Genomic DNA, 22138 nt, shown 5'->3' on the forward strand with positions numbered 1-22138 from the left:
TGCGTGTAATCAGGAGGGGAAGATGAAGCCTAACCATAGCTCACATTCTTTTGGTTCAAGTGCCTTTATTCAGACCCGGGATGGTCGCAAACTACATTATATGTCCAGAGGAACAGACGATCTGACCGTTGTATTTGAGTCCGGTATGGGCTTCTCACGATCGACCTGGGGGCTGGTAGCACCTGCAGTTGCTGAATATGCACATGCCGTTGTGTACGACAGGTCGGGGACAGGACGAAGTGAAATTGATTCGTCTCCGCGCAATCTCCGTAGAATAGCAGAAGACCTTGACGATCTGCTGACTGCATTGGGACCTGGTCCGTTCATATTAGTAGGGCACAGCTGGGGAGGCCCCATTGTACGAGCGGCTGCGGCCTCGAACCTGTCACGATTAAGGGGAATCATCCTGGTTGATCCTTCAGACGAGCATTGCCAATTGTACTTTTCCAAAGCAGCCAAATTCAATTTTGCCTTGAACAGTCTCCTAATTCCCCTCATGGCACGTTCGGGATTATACAGATTATTAGGCAGCAGACCTGGAAGTGTACAGCCTGACGATGTTGTCAGGGATCACCGTTCCGAGGATTTCACCGTACAGGCGGCTAAGACAATGGTTGCTGAGTCGAAACCTTTTCTGAATGACTTGGCTTCCTTGCTGGTTACTCCTCTCAATTTTGGTGATCTTGAAGTCAGTATTATCTCAGGTACGAAAATAGGCATGGGAGAACGTAAAATAAGACCTGCAATTATCGAGGCACATCGCTGGACTGTGAGTACTTTAATGAATGGAAAATGGATTGGAGCTGATCAATCCAGCCATATGGTCATGTTTACAGATCCACAGGTCATTGTTGATGAAATATTGCGAATGGTAAATGATGCGAGCTCAGGCGCAAGAACAGAACAAAAGTGATACAATAAAAAGAAAAAGCAATGCTTGCATTGCCAACCAAGATAAGCGGAGTGTGGATAAGAGATGAAACCAGTGGAACAAGAACCAACGGGAACTGCCAATCCCGGCCGTACCGGTGTTGGCATGGAAGATATCGTGCGCGCACATCATGTGCTGCGTGAAGTCATTGTAAGAACGCCTTTACAGCGGGATGCTGTATTGTCGGCCAAATATAACTGTAATGTGTATCTTAAACGGGAAGACCTGCAGGTGGTCCGTTCGTTTAAAATTCGTGGAGCATACAACATGATTCGTAGTCTGACTCCAGCTGAACTGGAGAAAGGCATTGTCTGCGCGAGCGCGGGTAACCATGCGCAGGGAGTTGCTTTTTCCTGTAACGCGCTTAGCATTCACGGGAAAATCTTCATGCCAAGCACAACTCCTAACCAGAAGGTGAAACAGGTACGTCGATTTGGTGGAGATAATGTTGAAGTTGTGCTGACAGGTGATACGTATGACGATGCTTATGAAGAAGCTATGCGTGCCTGTAATGAAGAGGGCATGACGTTTATCCATCCGTTCGACCAGCCGAAGATCATTGCAGGTAATGGTACGGTGGCGATGGAAATCATGGAGAGTCTGGATGAAAAAGCGGATTATGTTTTCGTCACAATCGGTGGTGGCGGCCTGGCTGCCGGTGTTGGAACCTACATGAAGACGGTTAGCCCGGAAACACGTATCATTGGCGTAGAACCACTTGGCGCGGCTTCCATGAGTGAGGCCATGTTCCGTAAGCAGGTTGTCACGTTGGATGATATTGATAAATTCGTGGATGGTGCTGCGGTGAAACGTGTTGGTGACCTGACCTTCGACATCTGTAGTGAAACGTTGGATGACATTGTGAAGGTGCCTGAGGGCAAAGCCTGCACCACCATTTTGGAGCTATATAATGAAAATGCTATCGTTGTGGAGCCTGCCGGTTCTCTAGCGGTTGCTGCACTGGAGCAGTATCGCGAACAAATTGCGGGTAAGACGGTTGTCTGTGTGATCAGTGGCGGCAACAATGATATCGATCGGATGCAGGAAATCAAAGAACGTTCGTTGATCTACGAAGGTTTGAAATATTATTTCATGGTCAATTTCCCACAACGTGCGGGAGCTTTGCGTGAATTCCTTGTGGAAGTATTGGGACCCAATGACGACATTGCCCGTTTTGAATATACGAAGAAGCATGATAAGGAAAATGGACCTGCCTTGGTGGGCATCGAGTTGATGTACAAGGAAGATTACCAGCCGCTGATTGAACGTATGAATCGTAAAGGTCTCGCGTATACCGAGCTGAACAAAAATCTCAATCTGTTCAACATGTTAATCTGATGAATCATTCCAATGTGAAGTCGGACCGTAGTGAGGCGCAGCCTCTGTTGAGACCTGCTCGCAAAGAAGATGTGGCACAAGTCATTCCTCTGCTTTATCAGGCGATTGGTGATATTGCCTATGCTCTGGCGGGTGAAGGTGAGCATGAGAAAGCGATGCAGATTTTGCAGCAATTTTACGCGCAGGAAGACAATCGGATCAGTTATCGCAATATAACGGTAATGGAGCAGAACGAACAGGTCGCTGGAATACTGGTAGCGTATGATGGCGGTGAAGCAGATCTTCTGGATCAGCCAATACTGGATCGGCCTGGTCGGAGTACAGATGAGAAATATACGTTGGTCAAAGAAACCCGTCCCGGGGAGTATTATCTAGATACTCTATCCGTAAGCGAAGCGTATCAGGGACAGGGTATCGGCAAGGCATTGATGGCTGCTTTTGAGCAGCAGGGAAGGGAACTTGGACACTCCCGGGTGTCCCTCATTGTTGAACGTGACAATGGCCGTGCCTTGATGTTGTACGAACGCCAGGGCTATATCAAGGATGAAGTAATTGTCATTGCTGGACATGAGTATAACCATATGGTCAAGCCAATTCTGTAGTTCATGCATCCGAATTAGCCTGGTGTAGGAGATTCAATTCAAATTCAATTCATCGATAGAATCCACAAAGAAAACCGACATGGGAGCAAATCCTATGTCGGTTTTCTTTGTGTGCTTTATGTGCCTTTAGGTGATTAATACCATGTATTATTAATAGCCGGTATCAGCCTTGGTCGGAACATTCTGTTCCAGCCATTTCTCCACCGCAGCTGTTTTCTCATACTTTCCTTCCTTAACCACATCCATAAAGGCATCCAGCTTGGCGAGAAATTCACTATCGACGGATGCAAGACGCTGTAAGACGCCGTTGTATCCTCTTTGGGCGTTCGCAACCATATTGTTCGTTTCATAATCAAACAGAGGTGTATTGTTCAGCCCATAAAAGGTATACAGGGTATAACTGTTCAACAAATCCTGCACCTGCTTGGCCCGATTCGATTTCGGATAAAGCTCCAGGAATCTTTCCTGGCTGAGTGCTCGAAGGAGAATTTCCTGATAGCCAATGACCAGAGCACCGTCATCCGCTGGTAAGTTTTTCGTTTCCTTCATCATGATGATGATGTAGCTTGAAATATCCTCTGTAATATCAGAGGTATATTTCACGAGTGCCGCATAATTCATGATGGGATAGAGAGAGCCTTCTAGCATGACGAGGCGATAGCCGCTGTCTCGGGCTTCTTTTAATAGTGCACGCAGATCGGAGTCCTGGGTACGCTCCATGAGTTTGGTGAAGCTGTCGTTCGTTTGGTATACCTTGAGCATCTTGTCCTGAACGTTAGGAACGAGCAAGTGGTCCGTCATGGAGGTTAGAGTCTTCAGGCGTGCATTCTCCAATTGAAGCACCATCAGGGTGGCGTGATGCTTTGTTACTTTTTTGATATTGGATTCCAGAAAGGTGTCAGCGGCGGGTAAGCCGTTCTTTTTTTTGAGCATGGACTGAAATGTTTTATATATGGCGGTTGAACTGCTGGTGGTTACTTTGGTATCCGGGCTTGAAGGAGCGGCAGTAGCAACTCCGGATGTAGCTGCGGTTCCTGTGAAAATTGCAGCAATGGCAACGACTGTGATGAAGAATCGCATCCCTTTGCGTTGGCCAGATAAATACGATGATGTCATCTGTGTGAACCTCCCGTAATTTTAAAAATAAAAGGTTGTTATTCACTATACATTAAACGAATTTGGGAAGGATGTTGTTGCGGAATAATGACAAATTATTCTGTTATTTTTAACCTTTGGAGGGTAGATGGTGTAAGGACATTTCTGCGAAAATATTTTTTGTGGGATTGGAAACTTTTACTCATGTTCATACGTCTTAGATGTGCACAGGAAATTACAGGAATAAAATGAAATTCAAAAACGATCACAATCTAACTTAAATATTGAAGAGAATGGGGATATTGGATATGAAGAAAGCGGGAGGACGTCAAGTGAAAAAGGTGATGTCAGCACTGGCCGTATCGGCTATGTTGATGTCTGCACTACCAACGTCAGTTATGGATGCAGCTGCGAGAATTAGTATATATATCAATGATGCGGAGCTTTCGTCCGCACAGGCACCAGTCATGAAAGGTGGACGCGTACTGGTTCCTTTGCGGTCCATCTTTGAAGGATTGGATGCAACAGTAGAGTACACCAACAGAACTAAAACCATTAAGGCTAGCCGGGGTGACCAAGAAGTATCGCTTACGCTGGGTTCCAAAACGGCTTACATCAACGGCGAAGCGATCGCACTGGATGTGCCTGCAAACACGATCAAAGGAAATACGATGGTTCCGATTCGTTTTGTCAGTGAAGCATTTGGGGAGAAAGTATTCTGGAATTCCCGCAATCAGCGAGTAGATATCAAAACAACGTCCACACCTCCTGTGGATGAGACGAAATATGCAGCATGGAACATTTACGGTTCAGTATCTGGAAGTAATGGAGATGGCCGTGACCTGACTGTAAGCTTTACACGCCCGACGTCCGAGAAAGCTGTGTCCGAGTATCGTGTGATGCTGGTGAAAACCCGTGATGTAAACAGCTTTAATGAGTCTGCGGCATCGGTCGTGCCATCAGGTAATTACACATCCATTACTCCAAATGGCACTGATCCGAGATTGACGTTGAATGCCCAGACACGCGACGTGAACGGGGATTTGTTAAACACAAGTGAAACCTATCGTCTGTATGTACTTACAATGGGGAACAGCAACAACAGCTACAAAAATCTGCTGGCGTGGTCTTCCCAGTCCTTGAAACTAAACAATGTGAAAACGACGGTTCAACCTGTCACAGGCCTGCGGATCGCAGATATCAGTGACTATGGCGATGGACGTGACCTGGAAATTAACTTCACACAGCCGAGTACAACATCCAATATTACGTATTACCGTGCTTTTGTAGTTAAGGCGAAAGATGCTTCTTCATTCAATCTGACCACGGCCAATAATGTGTCCAGTTCGAATTCGACCATTATCTACAAAGGTAACAGCACAGCGGTCAAAACCCAGCTCAGTTCCTCGACACGTGATACATCCGGGGAATTGATCAAAAACGGCACATCCTATGTCGTGTATATTGTATCTGTGAGCTCCAATGCGGCAACAGCAGACAATAAACTGTCCACAGTATCATCTTCACTTACGCTGGGCGTAAACACAGCAACAGCGCCAGTCATCACGCAAGTGAAAGACAATTCGGATTATGGAGACGGTCGTGACATTCAAGTGAGCTTCAACCGTTCATCCGATGAATCTAAAGTTGCTAATTATCGAATTTTCGTAGTACGGAACTCAGTATCCAGCAGCTTCAATCTGACTACGGCAAGCAATCTGTCTTCCAGCTTGTACTATAACGTGAACAAAACAGGCAACAATATTACAACCACTCTGCCATCATCCATGAAGGACACAAGTGGTTATAACGTAACAAATCTGCAAGACTACCGGATCTACGTTATGGCTGTAGGCAACCAGCAGAACGGCTATACGAATGCGCTCTCTTCCTCCTCGACGCTATTGAGACTGACAACGAATAGTAATGCTGGAGTCGCAAGCAACATCGGAGTGGCTGATGTGAGTGACTACAACGATGGACGCGATCTCCGGGTTTCGTTTAATAGAGCTACGGATGAATCCAACGTTTCCGCATATCGGATATATGTGGTACGTTCCGCCTATGCAGGCAGCTTCACACTGAGCGCAGCTAACGCATCGAACAATTACACCCAGGTATACAAAACAGGTGGAAACCAGTCACTTACTCTCCCATACAATGCGGTCGATACTAACGGTTACACATTGTCCAATAATGTTAGCTATCGCGTGTTTGTCCTGTCGGTTAGCACAAGTGGAAACTCCAGTCAGAATGCTTTATCATCGTATTCTTCACAGATTACGCTGACTGCCAATGCAGCTGTGACTGCACCGAGCAATGTGACGGCAAGTGATATTGGGGATAACGGCAATGGTAGCGATCTGCGTGTGACGTTCAATCGTTCAACGGATGAGACGAATGTGAATCATTATCGTGTGTTTGTGGTGAAATCGGGCAATGCGAGTAATTTCAATCTAGCAGAAGCTAGCAGGAATTCGAACTATAAGCTCGTAAGCAAGAACGGATCAAGCAGCTACCCTGTAACTCTAGATACTAGTTCCAAAACAACGGATGGGGATCTGGTTCGTAATGATGTGAGCTATAAGGTGTTTGTAATGGCAGTAAATAATAACGCTTCTCTTGCCAATGCATTGTCTTCAGGCTCGGGAGTGATCACATTGGCTTCCAATACGGCTGTAGCCGCAGTGAGTAATGTAAATGCAACTGTGAAAGATCAGGGGCAATTAGGAAATCCTTCGGATGTGAAAATTACTTTCAACAAACCATCCAGCGAAAATGGTATTGCCAACTATCGTGTTTTGATTGTGCCTGCAAGCCAGGTAAGTGGTTTTAATACAAGTTCTGCACTTGGAATCACCTATAGTATTGATATCAATAAAAACGATGCAGGAAATCCAATTGTATTAAACAATGGTCACCGGGATATTAACGGGAGTGGACTTGTTGTGGGACAGAAATATAGAGTGTTTGTCTTGTCCGTATCAGATAGTACTGCACGTGCTTCCAATCTATCCGCTGCTTCTAATGAATTTAATATCTTTGCACAAGCTACTGAAGTAAAAACAGCAACGATCAATGAACTTCGAAATACTAGTTCAGCAACGGATGCAAGTTACAAGGTGCTATTCAATAAAGCATCAGATGAAACTGGAATATCCCAATATCGACTTTTTATTGTTAAAGGCTCAGATAGTCTGAATGCAATCACGGCAAGCTCAAACATCAACTATAGAGTTATTTCTCCGGAAGAACTTTTGGCGGGGGAAATTAACCTGACTTCAGGTACTAAAGATTCAACTGGAACTAACATTGCGGTTGGAAATGAATACAAAGCATATATTTTGTCTGTTGCTGGAAATACAACAACCTATACTAGTGCCCTTTCTGCTCCATCTGGTACAGTTATGTTGCAAACAGTTGCGCCGGTAACTCAAGTTCAAACGCCACAACCAAATGCTGATTCTACCAATTCGGTCCAGTGACGCTACACCTCAGACCTAAAATAAATATTATGAAGTAACTACTTCAACAGAAGAAGCTCCCTTTCCAACACGGAAGGGAGCTTCTTCTGTTCGTTGAACCAAGGTCAGTTCAATATAGAATTTACACCATAGAGGAGAATGATTAATTTTAAAAATCCTGTCACCAAAAAGGTTCCTTTGGCCTTTGCTGCAACGGGGCAACCGATGGATAATAGGAGAAAGAAGAGCATGATCCGAAAGGACTGATGGGATGCTTGCATTTCGCTTGACCGGCCTGCCGGATTCCCGGTTGCCTCTGTATCTGTATTGTGTGGGGACACAAGAAGAGAAAGTTCAGTTTAGACCGGATGGATTTCCGGTGTATAAGCTTTTTTTGTTACGCAGTGGCAAGGGGGAATTTAAAGTTCAAGATGAAGGAGTGTGGAATGTGTCGGCGGGTGAACTGTTCGTGCTGGAACCTGGGGTTGCACATGAGTATATTCCGCATTCCAAAACACACGGAGAGCTTGGATATATCGGCATTGGTGGAGAGGCGGCGGGGGCGGTGCTTCGGTCGGCAGGACTGCTGCCGATGGGGCCACTGCGTTTGTCCGAATTTGAAAAGTTTTGGTCACGAGTGACGGCTATCTGGCACTCACTGGACGATGGGATGACTGAAATGTGGAACAGTTCAACGATCATCTACCAGCTTATTCTGGACATATCCCGGTCCATCCTCCCGCTGCATGATGAGACAGGAGAGCGAGAAGCAAGGAATAGGTCGTTAACACGTTCTGAGCGCGAGTTCGAATCGGCAAATGAAGCATTCACCCGAGCTGTGTCGCTGATGCACACGCACTACCAGGATGATCTGCTGCTGAAGTATGTAGCTGAAGCCGTTGGTTATTCGGTGCAGCACCTGAACCGATTATTTCACCAGAGACATGGGGGGACAGGACATCAGTACATGCAGCGATTGCGTTTGCAGAAGGCGTCGGAATGGATGGACAAGCATCCACGAGCAAGTGTAAGAGAGGCTGCGGAGACGGTTGGTATGGAAGTTAACTACTTTATCCGCATGTATAAGCGAGAGTTCGGAGAGACTCCGGGCAAGGAAATCAAGCATCGCATTCAGCTCAAAATGGAGAAAGACTCTACGGGCCCTGTGGATCATCTATATGAAGTATGACAAGGTCATCCTTTCGGATATGGATTCAGTTTCAAACGAGCTACTGGCCGTAATATAAGGTTACTTATGAGTTATGGTAAGTGATTATCTTTACCTATGCTAGATAAAAAGCATTATGAGGTTTACCTGAAGGGTCTGAAAATAAAAATAGCTGTCGAGAATTTCTCAACAGCTGGTTGGGGGCCATTAGGGCCCCTTTTTTGACACTCGATATTCTATTTCATCACCGAATTGTCGTACTTCATCTTCGCACACCACATAACTGGGATATACCCAATGCTGCTGCCCACAAAGGGCACCAACATCCTTATGCTTTCTTTTGTCCGAAGAGTGGTCTCAACGTAGCTAATCCCACAATCCCGATTACGAGACTAATCCACGGAGCCAGCGTAAATACGGGAAGGCTGTCACGCAGCGGATATCCTACAAATAAGACAAGCACAACGATAACGATATAGATGACGATTCCGCGAAGATTGACCTGTGGTCTGGCCGTCTTGTCTGCTCCCTGATCATCTGGACGCTCAGCAAGGCGGCGAAGCATTTCAACCAATGCAATACCTCCAACCGCCGCAACGATCAGGGAGAACAGGCTGATATGGCTAAATGGTTCCGTATCTCCACCCGTCCAACCAATAAATAGCCCAACTGCACCTTGAATCAGCATGACAAAAGACAAAGCTGCCCAGGAGATCATGAAGTACCATTTGGGCGTCCGTTTAACTTGATCCTTAGTCTCCGCAGGCTCGGCTTCAACTTCTGCTGCCTTCTTGGCTGAAGTACTGCGTTCATTGGATTTGCTTCCGGAGCCCTGTACGGCCGTACTTGAAGCTCTGGATGAGTCCATATTTGATTCACTAGCAGTTGCAGCCGGATTATTGTCTGCTACTCCTAGTTGTGAATAGATATGTTGTTCCAGATCAGGTCCATATAACTCACGAGCAGGCTTGCCGTCACGCTGAGCTTGTACGATGGCTCTTCCAGCCGAGAGAATCCATTCTTCCTGCGTTCTCTCATCGGCAGGTGCTTGACGCGCAATGGTGCTGATCTGATCAAACAGTTTTACATGTTCCGGTGTCATCTTACTCATTTCGGTCATTTGCCGATTCTGTATTTCTTTCAACTTCTTATAGGAAATCCCCAATGATTGCTCCCCCTGTCTACACACGTTCTGATCCCCGGTGAATCTGGAGACCCTGACGGTATTTTAGTATACGGGAAGGGCTCTCGTTTCGCAAAGTCATTCCTTATAAAACAACTGTTTACGATTCGACCATAGCCCTGCGCAGGCCAGAATGACACAGGTGCATAGCAGCACCAGTTTTCCGTGACTACGAATCCATTCCAAGATGTGTTCCATGAATTCAACCCTTTCGCCAGAAGGAATCGGAGGCAAATGTTGGCTATGATATATGGCTTAGGTTCTCCGTGGTCCGCCGTTAATATGCGTAAGTGCTCATCCAGTTCTAACGATTGTGTGAAGAATGAATAAAGTGTACCCGATTCCACCACAATAGTAGCATTTCCAACAGAAACCAGGGATTGGAGTGTGGCAGGGATGGATCAACAAACAGAACAATTAACAAGGAAGCTGCTGCTAAACAGCAACTCCCGAGGAGTAACGGATGAGGTTGTGCCAATGGAGGAGACGTTGGAGGATGCGGAGTATGCGGAAGAGTATTCAGAAGGAACCTTTCAATCAGGGAGCTTCTGGGGGAGCTCAAATTTGGTTCATGAACATGAATGGCAGGGTCGAGTAGAGACCCATGAGATGTTCCGTCGCAGTTATGAGTAGTGGCCTCAAATATTAGGAATGACTCGAGTCAGCTGTTGTCAGCTTGGCTCATTTTTTTTGCGGAATTACCGATAAAATGTAGACAAGGTACGTCTGGAAATAGACATTTCCTCACGTTGACTTGAGGTTCACAGGATGATAATATACTAATATCATCTTAATACACATTAAACTTATCGGATTTATATATAATTAACAAAGTGAACATGAGCAGGGAAGAATGGAAAGGGGAAATAGGCATGGAGCGTCAGATCAGTATTCGTCATGGGCAGGAAGAATTAACAGCCACGATTCATTATCCGGTCGTTAAAGACATCAAGGAGGGAAATCACCAACAGCGCGTGCCTCTTGCTGTCATCTGCCATGGATTCGTAGGAAGTCGGATCGGTGTAGATCGTCTGTTTGTGAAGACCGCCCGTGAGCTGGCCGAAGATGGGTATTTGGTGCTGCGCTTCGATTACATCGGCTGCGGGGAGAGCAGCGGTGAGTATGGAGCTGAAGGACTTGAATCCATGATTACCCAAACACGTTCTGTGCTGGACTATGCGGTAAATTGCAGTGATGTAGATCCAACCCGTGTAACGCTGATTGGTCATAGTCTGGGTGGAGCTGTTGCTCTGCTGACTGCTGTCCGCGACAAACGAGTTAAGAATCTCGTCATGTGGTCATCAGTGGGATATCCGTTCAACGATATTGTGAAGATTACCGGACGTGATGTGTACGATGAAGGGGTGAAACTGGGGTCTGCTGATTATCTTGGCTACAAGTTTACACCAGCATTCTTTGAATCACTGGCTGAACATCAGCCTTACCAGGAAGCCGTTAAATTTAACGGAGATGTTCTGGTGGTGCACGGCACGTCGGATGAGATCATTCCTGTCGATTACGCATTCCTGTATCAAAAGGTATTCTGGATGCGCCAGGAAGGCCGCTGCGACAAGGAGATTATTTTCCAGGGCGATCATACCTTCTCTTCCGGTAAAGAGCGTGAACAGCTGATTACGCGTACGAGAGAATGGCTAGGAGAGCGTCAGAAGATTGAACAGGATTGGCAGCACTGGATGATCTAAGAGGGCTAAATATCAATCTCTATGATTAGGCTGGAGCATTCTATAGCCAACATGGATCGGTCCATAAGGTAACATGCGCGTCCATATTGCATCTGATTGGGATGTTAGCTTGGAAAAGCGCCTTCTTCGGGGTAAAATAGAAGGGTAAGCATCCTATCCGTGTCTGGAGGTTGGCAGCAATGACATTACCCGCACTATTCATTGCGCATGGTTCTCCCGCTCTGGCGGTGGAGAGCAATGACTACACTCACTTTTTGAACCAGCTTGGAGACAGGCTGCCGGCTCCGAAAGCCATTGTTGTATTTACGGCGCATTGGGATCGTCCCGAACCGTCTGTGACAATGGATGATACACATCAGACCTTGCATGATTTTTACGGATTTCCCTCTAATATGTATACAATGAATTACCCTGCGCCTGGTCAGCCAGACCTTGCGAATGAGATCTGCGCTCTGTTCACTCGTAGTAATCTTCCACATCAACCGGTTCGAGGCCGGGGATTGGATCACGGGGTATGGGTACCGCTGTTACACATGTATCCAGAGGCCAATATTCCTGTTATTGCGGTATCTGTCGACTCGTTGCGTTCCCCGCAGGAACAGTATGATATAGGCCGGATGCTGGAGCAGCTGCGTCATGATAATGTGCTGATCATTGGCAGTGGCGGAACGGTTCATAACTTGCGCATGCTTGGCAGTAATGATGAACCGCAAGACTGGGCAGTGGAATTCGATAACTGGATTGGCGAGCGGCTTGAGCAGTGGAATACGAGAGAGCTGTTTCAGTATGACAAAAAAGCGCCCCATGCCCGCACAGCAGTTCCATCTTATGGAACGGAGCACATTGCGCCTTTGTTCTATGCTATGGGTACGGCTGATATGTCACGATCTGCAAAACGTCTATTCCAGTCGTATCCTTACGGTACGCTCAGTTTAAACTGCTGGCAGTTTGGTGACGGCGTATAACTTGGAACAAACAAGAGTATGTGAACAAGTCTTTGAGTTTTATTTTGCAAATACACCTAGTTCATCGACCAGACAGACTTAGGTTATGAATTAGCTGAACCAAAAAAGGTTTCTGCGGCCAGCGTAATGGGCCTCAGGAACCTTTTTCTATGACTGAGCATTCTGCATTTTAGTATAATCACTTGCGAATCTCAAAAAGCTCACATGCTGTACGCGAGTGATATGCCAGTTCACTTACACTGGACTGAATAACAACGGTATTGCTGTCAAAACGGATAATGACGCCACCAGAATCAATCTGGTGATTATCTTTAAAAACACGAACTTTATGCTTCATTTCCATGGCTTCCTGGAAGTCGGCATCGGTTTCAAGGCGGCGCTGGGTTGGCATGTCATGTACTCCTTTAATTGTAATCGATCGATATGTTCATCATAATACGTGTTTCTGTCGATGGGCAAGTCAGTTGACCTACAAGCATATATAAAAAACCAAAAAAAGTCCTGCTCTCCAGGGGGAGGGGAGCAGGACCGGAAAATGTCTATTTAATATTTAGGCTGTTTTGTGTGTATGATTTATCGTTGGTGTATCTTTAGGCTGACTGCCTTTATTGCGAGTGAACAATCCGCGAAGGTAAGGCATTACCCAATGATCCAAACCGATTTTACCAGCATTTGCACCAGCGACTACAAGGAAGATTTCCATCAGAACTAATTGAGCATTCGTGCTTACTGTTCCCGAGAAGAGGAATGCGAAGTTCATGACCATCGCCATCAGTGCTGCGAGTGTTGTAAAGCATCCAAGAATGAGACCCAGACCTACAAGGAATTCACCCAGCGGGATGATGAAGTCGAACAGTCCTGCGTTTGGTACCGCGAAGTTCTCAAGGAATGTTCCCCACCAAGCTTGAACGGTTGGGTTTTCACCCGTTGCTTTTCCTACAGCGCCTGCAAGGAATCCGCCAGCTTGGAACCCACCTGTTAATTTGCCCCATCCGTGTGTCATCCAGTCGTAACCGATATACACCCGAAGTACTGTCAAAATCCACATTGCCACTTTGTTTTCTCTAAGCCATTGGTTGAAGCTGAACATATAAACCACTCCTTCATGGAATTTAGTGTGTGTTGTTTTTTTTTTGTTTTTCTAAGTGATCACCTTTGATGTCTTTATTGTATAGTTCAAAAGTCATTCTGTTTGTGATTATTATCACAATCTAGTTCAAATTTTAAGTAAGGTTTGAGAAGTTCACATTTAGGACATATTTTTCATCCTGTCTCAAGTTTCAAACGTAAAATGAAGGGTAGAAAATGCTCTCCATATCGAAGACAAATGGTGCTGTGTGTGATTAAATGGAAAGAAATACGTGAAATGGTCACTTACATAAGAGCAACTACAGCCTAGATTTCAGCCATATCGTCCAGGAGGTACATATATTGAAGCAACTGAAATGGAACAAAACGACATCAGTGGCGTCGCTGCTTATTCTGGCCCTGAGTCTGGTCGCTTGCCAGAGTAAGGAGATGGTCCAGATTCCGAAGCCGGAGTCCGTTCCCACACCCGTACAGGAAGAACAAGAAACGGAAGAACCTGCCACATCGCTCTACACAGCACCGCTGACGGGTCTGCCTGTATGAAGCAATTACGCGCCGTCCGCTGGCAGTTATGATTAACAATGCACCTGCAGCGCGGCCCCAGTCAGGTCTGAGTGCGGCAGATATAATTATCGAAGTGCTCGCTGAGGGAGGCATTACCCGTTTTATTGCCATCTTCCAAAGTGAAGGTGGGGCAGACACGGTTGGACCCGTGCGCAGTATCCGTCCGTATCTGATCGAGCTTGGTGAGAGTTACGATGGGGTATTGGTTCATGCGGGTGGCAGCCCGGATGCCTATTCCATTTTGCAAAAGCAGCAGAAACAGCATATGGATGAGATATCGAATAGCGGCCCTTATTTCTGGCGTTCCTCCGATCGTAAAGCACCGCACAATCTATATACGTCGGCGGACAAGCTGAGAGAAGGCGCGGATACCAAAGGCTTTAGTCACGACTTTAAGTCCCCTGTATATACGTATAACGAGGAAGGTGCCACGTCCGCCGGAGAGTTAGCCAAGCAATTCGATATTCATTATTTATTGGAGAGTTACCGGGTCACGTATGATTATGATGAAGTTAGCGGACGATATATGAGATTGGTGAACGGAAAGGCAGATCAGGATCTGGATAACGGCAATCCCATTGGAGCGGCCAATATTATTGTAGCGGGTGCAGATCACAAGGTGCTCGACAATGTGGGTAGAATTTCCGTTAATTTGGAGCAGGGCGGTGAAGCCATGCTGTTTCAAAAAGGCAAAATGATTCGAGGACAGTGGGTCAAAAAACCAGGTGATATTATTCGATTTGTGCAAAATGGGTCCGAAGTTGCTCTTATTCCTGGCAAGACTTTTATTAGTATCGTTCCGAATCAGCCTGATTTTGCAGGGCATGTCGAAATTGAAAATTAATCCAATTTGAAGAGAAATGTAAACGCAGTGTAAAATTTCATCATCATTTTTCCAGCCATTCCAAATAATTAAGATTCATTTCAGATTTATGTGATAAGAATATAAAAAAGGATCATGCCTTATGTACAAACCGTGAAACATTTATGATAAGATATCAAAGGTTGTCATTTCATGTTTCATCGGTTATCGGCAATTTCTCGTAAAGGGGATAGAGCTATGAAGCTTAAGAAGAAGAAGGATATATTTTTTGAGACACTAGAGAACATGGCAGATACGGTCGTGCAAGCGGCTGATTATTTCTCCCAACATGTTTCCAACCTTCAGGATGTGACTCTTTTTGCCAATGAAATGAAGAAGTACGAGTCCCAGTGTGATGATTATGTGCATACCGTCATTACAGAGCTCAACAAGACATTTATCACGCCGATCGAACGCGATGATATTATGGAACTGACAACAACACTTGATGACGTATTGGACGGGCTTGAAGCAACGGCTTCCCGTTTCTATATGTACCAACTGACTGACCCGGACGAATATATTGTTCAATTCGCTGAAATTTTGCGCCAATCGGCTTACGAAATTCAGAAGGCCATTCACTTGCTGTCTCAGAAAAAATTGCTGGCGATTCGCGAGTACACGATTCGTCTGAACGATCTGGAAAACCAGGGCGACGAAGTGCTGCGCAACTGTATCAAGAACCTTTTTGCTACCGTGCCTGATCCGATTGAATTGATCAAGCGCAAAGAAATCTATGAACGTCTTGAGACGACAACGGATGCTTGTGAACATGTTGCCAATGTGCTTGAATCCATCATCATGCGTAATTCTTAAGGAGCCAGAGAATAATGGAAACAACGATTTGGGTATTGGGTATAGTCGTCTTCCTTGCACTGGCGTTTGACTTCATCAACGGATTCCACGACACGGCGAATGCCATTGCAACTTCGGTCTCGACCCGAGCACTGACGCCACGCCGAGCTATTCTTATGGCTGCGGTGATGAACTTTGTCGGTGCCATGATGTTTACGGGAGTTGCGAAGACGATTGGGGGGAGTGTAACCGACCCCACCACGCTAGATAACGGGATTGAGGTCGTCATAGTCACCTTGATCGCGGCGATTATCTGGAACCTGGTTACATGGTGGTTTGGTATTCCGTCCTCTTCCTCACATGCATTGATTGGAGCCCTTGCAGGAGCTGTACTCGTTGGCGCAGGCGCTGATAAAGTCAAATGGAGTGGATTCATTGACATCGTCGGAGGATTGTTATTATCACCTCTGATCGCATTTGCCATCGGTTATGTGGTCATGACCATTCTCAAATATATTTTTGCCAAACGCAGTCCGCATAATGTGAACAAAGGTTTCCGTACGGTACAGATTTTCACAGCAGCGCTCCAGGCGTTTACGCATGGTACCAATGATGCGCAGAAGGCAATGGGGATTATTACTTTTGCACTGGTCGCAGCAGGCGTACAGGATCATCTGGATGTTCCGTTGTGGGTTAAAATCTCCGCGGCAACAGCGATGGCACTCGGTACTTCCATCGGTGGTTGGAAAATCATTAAAACGATGGGAACCAAAATTTTCAAAATTGAACCGATTAACGGATTTGCAGCTGATCTATCAGCCGCATCTGTTATTTTCTCGGCAACCTTGCTCCACCTGCCGGTGAGTACAACTCACGCAATCACATCTGCCATTCTGGGTGTAGGTTCCGCGAAACGTTTCTCAGCAGTGAAATGGGGACTTGCCGGACGTATCATTATTACGTGGTTTATTACGATTCCGATTACTGGGGCGCTGGCAGGATTGTTGTACTGGATCATTTTCTAATTCGAAAATGTGTTCCGGGACAAATTCTGGGTTTCAGACAAACTGTTCATAACTATGTGAATATCGGGATATGTGGACAATTATACAACCAAAAAGAAGAGACGCCTGTGCATGAACGTGTGGACAGGCTGGATATGTGGATAGCCATCCGTGGAATGATAAACCAAAAGAAGATATTCCTGTGGATACAGGAAACTGTGGATAGGGAAATGAGAGAAGCCAACAGGGTTGGCTTTTTTTGTTGTCGCGTTTGCACGATAACGTGTGTATAATGGGCTGTTGCAGGAGACGGTTCAGTGGTTAAAGTTGTACAATAACGTAAAGGATACAAGACAAGGACGTGGTCTATTTTATGATTCGTACACTCGCCATCTCACGGGATCATCAGGTATCTGTAAATGTACCGCTTACACAGCTGGATCTGCAGGATTACGCTTGGGTATGGGCAGATTTCAATCAGCCTTCCGAAGAGGAAAGCCAGTTGCTCGATACATATTTTCATTTTCACCCATTAGCTATTGAGGATTGTATGCATGTATTGCAGCGACCTAAGCTCGATTATTATGACAATTTGCAGTTCCTCGTGCTGCATGCACTGAATCCGACCACATTGGAAGCGGAAGAGGTGGACCTGTTTCTGGGTGCGAACTTCCTGGTATCCTTTCATCATGGGGCACTGGAGGAAGTCGATGAAGCTTGGGAGAGGTTGCTGCATCATGCGCACGAACGAACCATCTGGGCCCGAGGCCCGGTGGCAGCGGCATATACGGTGATGGACAAGTTGGTCGATCATTATTTCCCGTCTCTGTTTGCCATAGAGGATGAGCTGGCTGAACTGGAGAACCGGGGCGGCAGGGAGTCGGTGGAAGACCTGATGAATCAGGTGTTCGACTTGCGTAGTCGACTGCTGAAGCTTAGACGAACGGTAGTGCCCATGCGGGATCTGCTCTATCGGGTAGTCAATTCTCAGCATGTGCAGCGAACAGGAGAGCATACCGTATATTTTACCGATATCTATGACCATTTGTTGAAGCTGACGGACATGATTGAAGCTGATCGGGAAATGACGGCTGACCTGCGCGACAGTTACATTTCGCTGAATTCCAACCGAATGAACCAGATTATGAAGACCCTCACCGTGATAACAACAGTCTTTATGCCACTGACGCTGATTGCAGGGATCTATGGTATGAACTTTGCTTATATGCCTGAGCTGCAATGGAAGTTTGGGTATGGAGCTGTGCTGCTGTTGATGTTTATTCTGGGCGGAAGCATGGTGGCCTGGTTCGTGAAGCGGGGCTGGTTTAAGTAAGGAAGAATAGAAACTGAATAGCAAGTGAAGAGTTAGCGATCTCCACAGATCGCTTCTTTAGCCTGTGTATGATGTGCATAAGAGGGCAAATAAGAGTACATATAGATTCATTTTCGGAATAGATGTCCACATGTGGATAAAATAAATGAAGAAGCATCATGTGCATAACTTTATTTGAGGGGGAATTTGGCTGTTACGAACAGGATGGAAAAAGTAATAGGCATCTTCAGTACTGAAGACGCCTTGGGGAATTTCTCAAGGAATGGATTCTATGAGCTGAATTTTAACATGGGATTTATATCATAAAAGAACCTTGCTACCTTTTTATGATAAGTTGGATGGCTACTGGCCCTTCGCAGGTTACTCTGTTTGCTCCAATACAAATGTGGCTGTAGCTGTATGTTGTCCATTAACGACAATCGTTAGCGTATGCAAACCAGCGTAATGCTTTCTTGTCGTAATGACTTTGAACGATTGCTTCGTTGCAACCTTGGTTCTTCCGGTAGGGAAGGTTTTGTCAGAGCATTTGAACCGCTTGGGTGCCTGCTTGCCATTTGCTTTCATATATCCGATTTCATATTCGATTCGCAGCATCTGTGACTGACCACTTTCATTAACGACATCAAAGGAAAAATGAAGATCTTCCCCGATGGCCACGGTATCTCTTGCAAGCTGAAGATGCTCGATATGTGTCGCATCCTGCTCGACATAACCAAAGAGACTCAGCGCCTTCGGATGTCCCTTTTTCAGTAATGAGCGGCTTGCATGACGAACGATCCAGTCCGTATGTTCATGTTGTCCGTACCAGCTTGAGGCCAAATCCAGGACCAGTTCTGGATGGTCTTTCGAGATGTCGTTCAGGTGATTGGCTACACTTTTTCGGACATACAGGGACTCGTCCTGCTTCAATTCATACAGAATGGGAAGTACTGGGGTGGGATCGGTGATGAATTCCCGAAGTTTGGAACCCCATGGAAGACGTGGACGGCTGCCCTCACTGGCAAGCCTGCGTATATGTTCATTGGAACTTCCCGTCCATTCCATCATGCGTTTCATCGTTTCGATCGGGTAGCGTTCAATAAACGGGCGTACCGCGAACTCGGAACTGGAATAAGGTGTGAAGAGGGTCAAGTACTTCATGGATAGTTCGTAGTTTTCCGGCGCAAGTCCGTTGACTTCAATAAAATCAGGAACGAACAAATACTCGACCCCTCGCATCTGTGGTGCTGCCTGTTCAATCACGTGTAATGCCTCTTCATAGTTGTCAGGGAGAACTTCGGTCAATGCCGACGTAATGCGGCGGATACGAGCTTTGAATTCCAGCTCTCCCCAACCTTCGGCAAATACAAGTTCACGAAATTGCTGCTTGTCCAACTTGGGGTAGAAGTGGTGTAACCTTTCTCCTGTCCGGTCGATTAATGCGGGAGTATATTTGTCTTTAAACAGTTCCATAATCCGCCTCCTTTATCTATAACACAGTATACCTCAATTCACGGGAATAAGAACATAGGTTCTTAAAAAAGGTTATGAATATTCTCTTATATGAAAGAATGAGTGGATTGAAGGGGAGAATAAGATGGAAGTGGATTAAGGCACCCCCTTATGTAAGAGGGCGCCTGGGAAAAGAGTTAGAGCTTTTTGCTTTTTTTGGGACGATGTTTGGTAGAATTGGATTTATTCCGGCCAGTTTTACTATTCGTGTTCCGTTTGCGCGGAGCAGAGGTCGTTTTTTTACGGCGTTTGCGTGAGCGAGGTGGCGAATACTCTTCATAATCTTTATCCGCAACACTGCTTCCTTTTTTTCCTTTTCCAAAAGGCAGAATCCCCATCACTAGTTTCATCATGGGTGCCATCTGCTGGAAGCCGCCAACGACCTTTTGCATTTTGCCGATTCCACTCATGATGCCATCAATTCCACCGAAGCGGTCGATCATTCCTTTCAGTTCTCCGATGTTGGCCAGGGAAAAGCCTGAGGAAGACGCAGGCGCTTCCACCGGAACAGGGGGAGCAACAGGAGCTCCCCCGCCGAAAAAGTTTCCACCGGGTCCCCCGGGACCACCTGGACTATAAGGCACAAGTCCGGATGCTTCAACCTCTTGGAATTGAGGGTAGTAAGGCTCTACTCCAGGATACATGGGTGGAACCTGAGCTTCATTCAATGCCCGTGGCGGCATATAGGCAGTAGTATGGGCCTGCCGTTGCGTATGGGAAGCCGGACGCTGCCGTGGAGCGGGCTGGCGGTGATAATAATGCTGTGGCATGAACTATCACGTTCCTTCTATGTTGGATTTCGGAATTGCGTTCCTTCAGCTGCTGGACGTGCATAACAGACCGAGTTGGAACTCCCTTTTGCTATACTGTATGTCATTAGCGGAGAGACGGCGTAGGCGAGTATCCCGTAAAACGGGATATTTGCGGATTTGGGCGCAGGAGAGTATGATAGGTTCGCAGTGGAATTATATGGTTTGGACACAAAATCGTCACATTTTAAACATAACAATTCCTACATAATTAATCGGAAATATACGCGGAAAAAGGGGATAAATCGTGAGATAGAGGGGGATTGTGCGCGCAGGGAGGACATTAATGCTATATGAAAGCGGTAACATGTATTTTTATTCTGTAGTGCGTGAAATCGTTAACGCTTGAAATACCAACTCAGGCTGGGTACAATGAAGGTACACAGTAACCGCTAGGGGATGATGATGAAATGCAGCTGAAAAAGCTAAATGATAAAAGCATTGAACAATTATTTGAGGCTATTTTGACTCTGAAAGATATTGAAGAGTGTTATGTGTTTTTTGATGACCTCTGCACGGTAAACGAGATTCAATCCATGTCCCAGCGGCTGGAAGTAGCGCGTATGCTTGGCAAAGGAAATACCTATAACCAGATTGAAGCTGAGACAGGTGCAAGTACAGCCACGATCTCTCGTGTAAAACGCTGCTTGAACTACGGTAATGACGGTTATAAAATGACGCTGGAACGCCTGGGACGTTAAGGATGAAGAAACCGGGTGTACTCATCATTAGTCACGGTTCTCAGGAGAAGACCTGGGTAGAATCCGTCGATGACGCGGTCTCCCGGTTGAATCTGCCTGTACCCTTGCCCGTTGAAGCCGGGTTTCTTGAGCTTGTGGAGGGACGCCTGATCCAGGACGGTATCAACCGACTGGAAGCACAGGGCGTAACTGATATATTGGTCGTACCTCTGTTTGTTTCGTCCGGTAGTACACATGTGGATGAGATTGAGTATGCCATCGGTGCCAAAGACGCTCCTGAGCGTGAGACTGATCTGGAACCCTTCGAGGTGAATGCACAAATTCACTTCGGTTATCCTGTGGATAACGACCCGGATATTGCGGTTATGGTCTGGGACAAGGTAAAGGCCCTGTCGCAGCAACCAGAACAGGAGACGATCCTGTTAGTCGGACATGGGAGTATTCACGATGGATTCCGTCAGCGCTGGGAAGCGGGCATTTCTTCACTCGCACAGCGGGTGCAGGAAGTAAGCGGTGTTGCTCATACCGATTATGCGCTGCTAAATCCGGATAGTGTGTACGACAAGGCGAAATACTGGAGTGAAGAGCGGGGGAGCCGGGTTATTGTGGCGCCGCTGTTTTTGAGTGCCGGTTATTTCACCATGAAGGCGATCCCGGGCCGGCTGAAGGAACTGGATTACGCGTATAGTGGTGAGACACTGCTTCCACATCCTTTATTAGGAAAGTGGCTGGAGCGCCAAATTCAACTTTTACTGGAAAGATGTAATAAGGTTAGGGTTTAATTCAGGGAAAACAAGTCGCTGCTAGCGATTATTCCCGTTATCTCTAACAATTGCTTAAACACAAACGGCAGAGATGCCGTTTTTTTGTTTTTGTATGTATTTTAGACAAAACACGCTGAATCAGGCGTGTTTTTTTGTGTTAGGCAAAACCCTCTACGAGCCGAAGCTCCGGGTTCAATCCGTTCATACAGAGTGGAGGAGAGGGTTTTAACTCAGAAATGATTCTCTTTACAGGAAAGTTTTTGTCTGATAAGATGTC

21 protein-coding genes are annotated in these 22138 nt (G+C 46.2%); 15 read left to right on the forward strand and 6 right to left on the reverse strand.

Going from position 1 to position 22138, the window contains the following annotated elements; all coding sequences use genetic code 11:
• The first annotated feature begins 22 nt into the window (after positions 1-22).
• The 3 genes from CRO25_RS27705 to CRO25_RS27715 all read left to right on the forward strand — a co-directional run bounded on the left by CRO25_RS27705 (position 23) and on the right by CRO25_RS27715 (position 2871).
• Positions 23-913 (forward strand): alpha/beta fold hydrolase, encoded by an 891-nt coding sequence (locus CRO25_RS27705; RefSeq protein ID WP_079697180.1) that lies wholly within the window; start codon positions 23-25, stop codon positions 911-913.
• Positions 914-976: 63 nt separating this feature from the next.
• Complete coding sequence (gene ilvA, locus CRO25_RS27710; RefSeq protein ID WP_079697181.1) at positions 977-2269, forward strand: threonine ammonia-lyase IlvA; 1293 nt, start codon at positions 977-979, stop codon at positions 2267-2269.
• Positions 2269-2871, forward strand: a complete 603-nt coding sequence (locus tag CRO25_RS27715) for a GNAT family N-acetyltransferase (RefSeq protein WP_097115832.1) — start codon at positions 2269-2271, stop codon at positions 2869-2871. The genes ilvA and CRO25_RS27715 overlap by 1 nt, the downstream gene beginning before the upstream one ends.
• Positions 2872-3021: 150 nt before the next feature.
• Here the strand turns inward: CRO25_RS27715 and CRO25_RS27720 are convergent, their stop codons facing one another.
• Complete coding sequence (locus tag CRO25_RS27720; protein WP_079697182.1) at positions 3022-3987, reverse strand: hypothetical protein; 966 nt, start codon at positions 3985-3987, stop codon at positions 3022-3024.
• Between the two features lie 287 nt (positions 3988-4274).
• Here CRO25_RS27720 and CRO25_RS27725 point away from each other — a divergent pair, with 287 nt between their 5' ends.
• Positions 4275-7451 carry a copper amine oxidase N-terminal domain-containing protein gene (locus CRO25_RS27725; RefSeq protein ID WP_179132281.1) on the forward strand — a complete coding sequence of 1059 codons (3177 nt, stop codon included), beginning with the start codon at positions 4275-4277 and terminating at the stop codon, positions 7449-7451.
• A gap of 250 nt (positions 7452-7701) precedes the next feature.
• The gene (locus CRO25_RS27730) at positions 7702-8619 is read left to right on the forward strand and encodes an AraC family transcriptional regulator (protein ID WP_079697184.1); all 918 of its coding nucleotides are present in this window, start codon (positions 7702-7704) and stop codon (positions 8617-8619) included.
• Positions 8620-8926: 307 nt separating this feature from the next.
• On the opposite strand, the gene CRO25_RS27735 is transcribed toward CRO25_RS27730, so the two are convergent.
• The gene (locus CRO25_RS27735) at positions 8927-9763 is read right to left on the reverse strand and encodes a DUF1129 family protein (RefSeq protein ID WP_079697185.1); all 837 of its coding nucleotides are present in this window, start codon (positions 9761-9763) and stop codon (positions 8927-8929) included.
• Between the two features lie 414 nt (positions 9764-10177).
• Between CRO25_RS27735 and CRO25_RS27740 the strand changes: the two genes are divergently transcribed.
• The 3 genes from CRO25_RS27740 (at position 10178) to CRO25_RS27750 (ending at position 12449) form a co-directional block, all read left to right on the forward strand.
• Complete coding sequence (locus CRO25_RS27740; RefSeq protein ID WP_079697186.1) at positions 10178-10414, forward strand: hypothetical protein; 237 nt, start codon at positions 10178-10180, stop codon at positions 10412-10414.
• Positions 10415-10653: 239 nt separating this feature from the next.
• Positions 10654-11484: an alpha/beta hydrolase gene (locus tag CRO25_RS27745; protein WP_063568073.1), complete on the forward strand. Its 831-nt coding sequence runs from the start codon at positions 10654-10656 to the stop codon at positions 11482-11484.
• 179 nt (positions 11485-11663) lie between these two features.
• Positions 11664-12449, forward strand: a complete 786-nt coding sequence (locus CRO25_RS27750; protein ID WP_079697187.1) for a class III extradiol ring-cleavage dioxygenase — start codon at positions 11664-11666, stop codon at positions 12447-12449.
• A gap of 178 nt (positions 12450-12627) precedes the next feature.
• On the opposite strand, the gene CRO25_RS27755 is transcribed toward CRO25_RS27750, so the two are convergent.
• Positions 12628-12840, reverse strand: coding sequence for a hypothetical protein (locus CRO25_RS27755; RefSeq protein ID WP_063568075.1), 213 nt, complete (start codon positions 12838-12840; stop codon positions 12628-12630).
• Between the two features lie 159 nt (positions 12841-12999).
• Positions 13000-13539 carry a DoxX family protein gene (locus tag CRO25_RS27760; RefSeq protein WP_064642274.1) on the reverse strand — a complete coding sequence of 180 codons (540 nt, stop codon included), beginning with the start codon at positions 13537-13539 and terminating at the stop codon, positions 13000-13002.
• Between the two features lie 341 nt (positions 13540-13880).
• Here CRO25_RS27760 and CRO25_RS34195 point away from each other — a divergent pair, with 341 nt between their 5' ends.
• The 5 genes from CRO25_RS34195 to corA all read left to right on the forward strand — a co-directional run bounded on the left by CRO25_RS34195 (position 13881) and on the right by corA (position 18096).
• Complete coding sequence (locus CRO25_RS34195; protein ID WP_306291829.1) at positions 13881-14081, forward strand: hypothetical protein; 201 nt, start codon at positions 13881-13883, stop codon at positions 14079-14081.
• Positions 14082-14109: 28 nt separating this feature from the next.
• Complete coding sequence (locus tag CRO25_RS27765) at positions 14110-14946, forward strand: DUF3048 domain-containing protein (protein ID WP_306291830.1); 837 nt, start codon at positions 14110-14112, stop codon at positions 14944-14946.
• A gap of 216 nt (positions 14947-15162) precedes the next feature.
• Positions 15163-15780 carry a DUF47 domain-containing protein gene (locus CRO25_RS27770; RefSeq protein WP_063568078.1) on the forward strand — a complete coding sequence of 206 codons (618 nt, stop codon included), beginning with the start codon at positions 15163-15165 and terminating at the stop codon, positions 15778-15780.
• A 14-nt stretch (positions 15781-15794) separates the two neighbouring features.
• Complete coding sequence (locus CRO25_RS27775; protein ID WP_063568079.1) at positions 15795-16784, forward strand: inorganic phosphate transporter; 990 nt, start codon at positions 15795-15797, stop codon at positions 16782-16784.
• Positions 16785-17136: 352 nt separating this feature from the next.
• The gene (gene corA / locus CRO25_RS27780) at positions 17137-18096 is read left to right on the forward strand and encodes a magnesium/cobalt transporter CorA (protein WP_079697188.1); all 960 of its coding nucleotides are present in this window, start codon (positions 17137-17139) and stop codon (positions 18094-18096) included.
• Positions 18097-18456: 360 nt separating this feature from the next.
• On the opposite strand, the gene CRO25_RS27785 is transcribed toward corA, so the two are convergent.
• Complete coding sequence (locus CRO25_RS27785; RefSeq protein WP_079697189.1) at positions 18457-19548, reverse strand: DNA alkylation repair protein; 1092 nt, start codon at positions 19546-19548, stop codon at positions 18457-18459.
• 176 nt (positions 19549-19724) lie between these two features.
• A complete protein-coding gene (locus tag CRO25_RS27790) occupies positions 19725-20357 on the reverse strand; it encodes a hypothetical protein (protein ID WP_079697190.1) in 633 nt (210 codons plus the stop codon).
• A 449-nt stretch (positions 20358-20806) separates the two neighbouring features.
• Here CRO25_RS27790 and CRO25_RS27795 point away from each other — a divergent pair, with 449 nt between their 5' ends.
• Positions 20807-21097 carry a YerC/YecD family TrpR-related protein gene (locus CRO25_RS27795; RefSeq protein ID WP_017690665.1) on the forward strand — a complete coding sequence of 97 codons (291 nt, stop codon included), beginning with the start codon at positions 20807-20809 and terminating at the stop codon, positions 21095-21097.
• 2 nt (positions 21098-21099) lie between these two features.
• Positions 21100-21879 carry a sirohydrochlorin chelatase gene (locus tag CRO25_RS27800; RefSeq protein WP_079697191.1) on the forward strand — a complete coding sequence of 260 codons (780 nt, stop codon included), beginning with the start codon at positions 21100-21102 and terminating at the stop codon, positions 21877-21879.
• Positions 21880-22138 lie beyond the last annotated feature (259 nt).

The sequence above is a fragment of the Paenibacillus sp. RU5M genome, assembly GCF_900221055.1.
Lineage (GTDB): Bacteria > Bacillota > Bacilli > Paenibacillales > Paenibacillaceae > Paenibacillus > Paenibacillus marchantiae.

Coding starts and splice junctions, on each gene's coding strand:
- CRO25_RS27705 (WP_079697180.1), top strand. CDS start 23: ATGAAGCCTAACCATAGCTCACATTCTTTTGGTTCAAGTGCCTTTATT.
- ilvA (WP_079697181.1), top strand. CDS start 977: ATGAAACCAGTGGAACAAGAACCAACGGGAACTGCCAATCCCGGCCGT.
- CRO25_RS27715 (WP_097115832.1), top strand. CDS start 2,269: ATGAATCATTCCAATGTGAAGTCGGACCGTAGTGAGGCGCAGCCTCTG.
- CRO25_RS27720 (WP_079697182.1), bottom strand. CDS start 3,987: ATGACATCATCGTATTTATCTGGCCAACGCAAAGGGATGCGATTCTTC.
- CRO25_RS27725 (WP_179132281.1), top strand. CDS start 4,275: ATGAAGAAAGCGGGAGGACGTCAAGTGAAAAAGGTGATGTCAGCACTG.
- CRO25_RS27730 (WP_079697184.1), top strand. CDS start 7,702: ATGCTTGCATTTCGCTTGACCGGCCTGCCGGATTCCCGGTTGCCTCTG.
- CRO25_RS27740 (WP_079697186.1), top strand. CDS start 10,178: ATGGATCAACAAACAGAACAATTAACAAGGAAGCTGCTGCTAAACAGC.
- CRO25_RS27745 (WP_063568073.1), top strand. CDS start 10,654: ATGGAGCGTCAGATCAGTATTCGTCATGGGCAGGAAGAATTAACAGCC.
- CRO25_RS27750 (WP_079697187.1), top strand. CDS start 11,664: ATGACATTACCCGCACTATTCATTGCGCATGGTTCTCCCGCTCTGGCG.
- CRO25_RS27755 (WP_063568075.1), bottom strand. CDS start 12,840: ATGCCAACCCAGCGCCGCCTTGAAACCGATGCCGACTTCCAGGAAGCC.
- CRO25_RS27760 (WP_064642274.1), bottom strand. CDS start 13,539: ATGTTCAGCTTCAACCAATGGCTTAGAGAAAACAAAGTGGCAATGTGG.
- CRO25_RS27765 (WP_306291830.1), top strand. CDS start 14,110: ATGATTAACAATGCACCTGCAGCGCGGCCCCAGTCAGGTCTGAGTGCG.
- CRO25_RS27770 (WP_063568078.1), top strand. CDS start 15,163: ATGAAGCTTAAGAAGAAGAAGGATATATTTTTTGAGACACTAGAGAAC.
- CRO25_RS27775 (WP_063568079.1), top strand. CDS start 15,795: ATGGAAACAACGATTTGGGTATTGGGTATAGTCGTCTTCCTTGCACTG.
- corA (WP_079697188.1), top strand. CDS start 17,137: ATGATTCGTACACTCGCCATCTCACGGGATCATCAGGTATCTGTAAAT.
- CRO25_RS27785 (WP_079697189.1), bottom strand. CDS start 19,548: ATGGAACTGTTTAAAGACAAATATACTCCCGCATTAATCGACCGGACA.
- CRO25_RS27790 (WP_079697190.1), bottom strand. CDS start 20,357: ATGCCACAGCATTATTATCACCGCCAGCCCGCTCCACGGCAGCGTCCG.
- CRO25_RS27795 (WP_017690665.1), top strand. CDS start 20,807: ATGCAGCTGAAAAAGCTAAATGATAAAAGCATTGAACAATTATTTGAG.
- CRO25_RS27800 (WP_079697191.1), top strand. CDS start 21,100: ATGAAGAAACCGGGTGTACTCATCATTAGTCACGGTTCTCAGGAGAAG.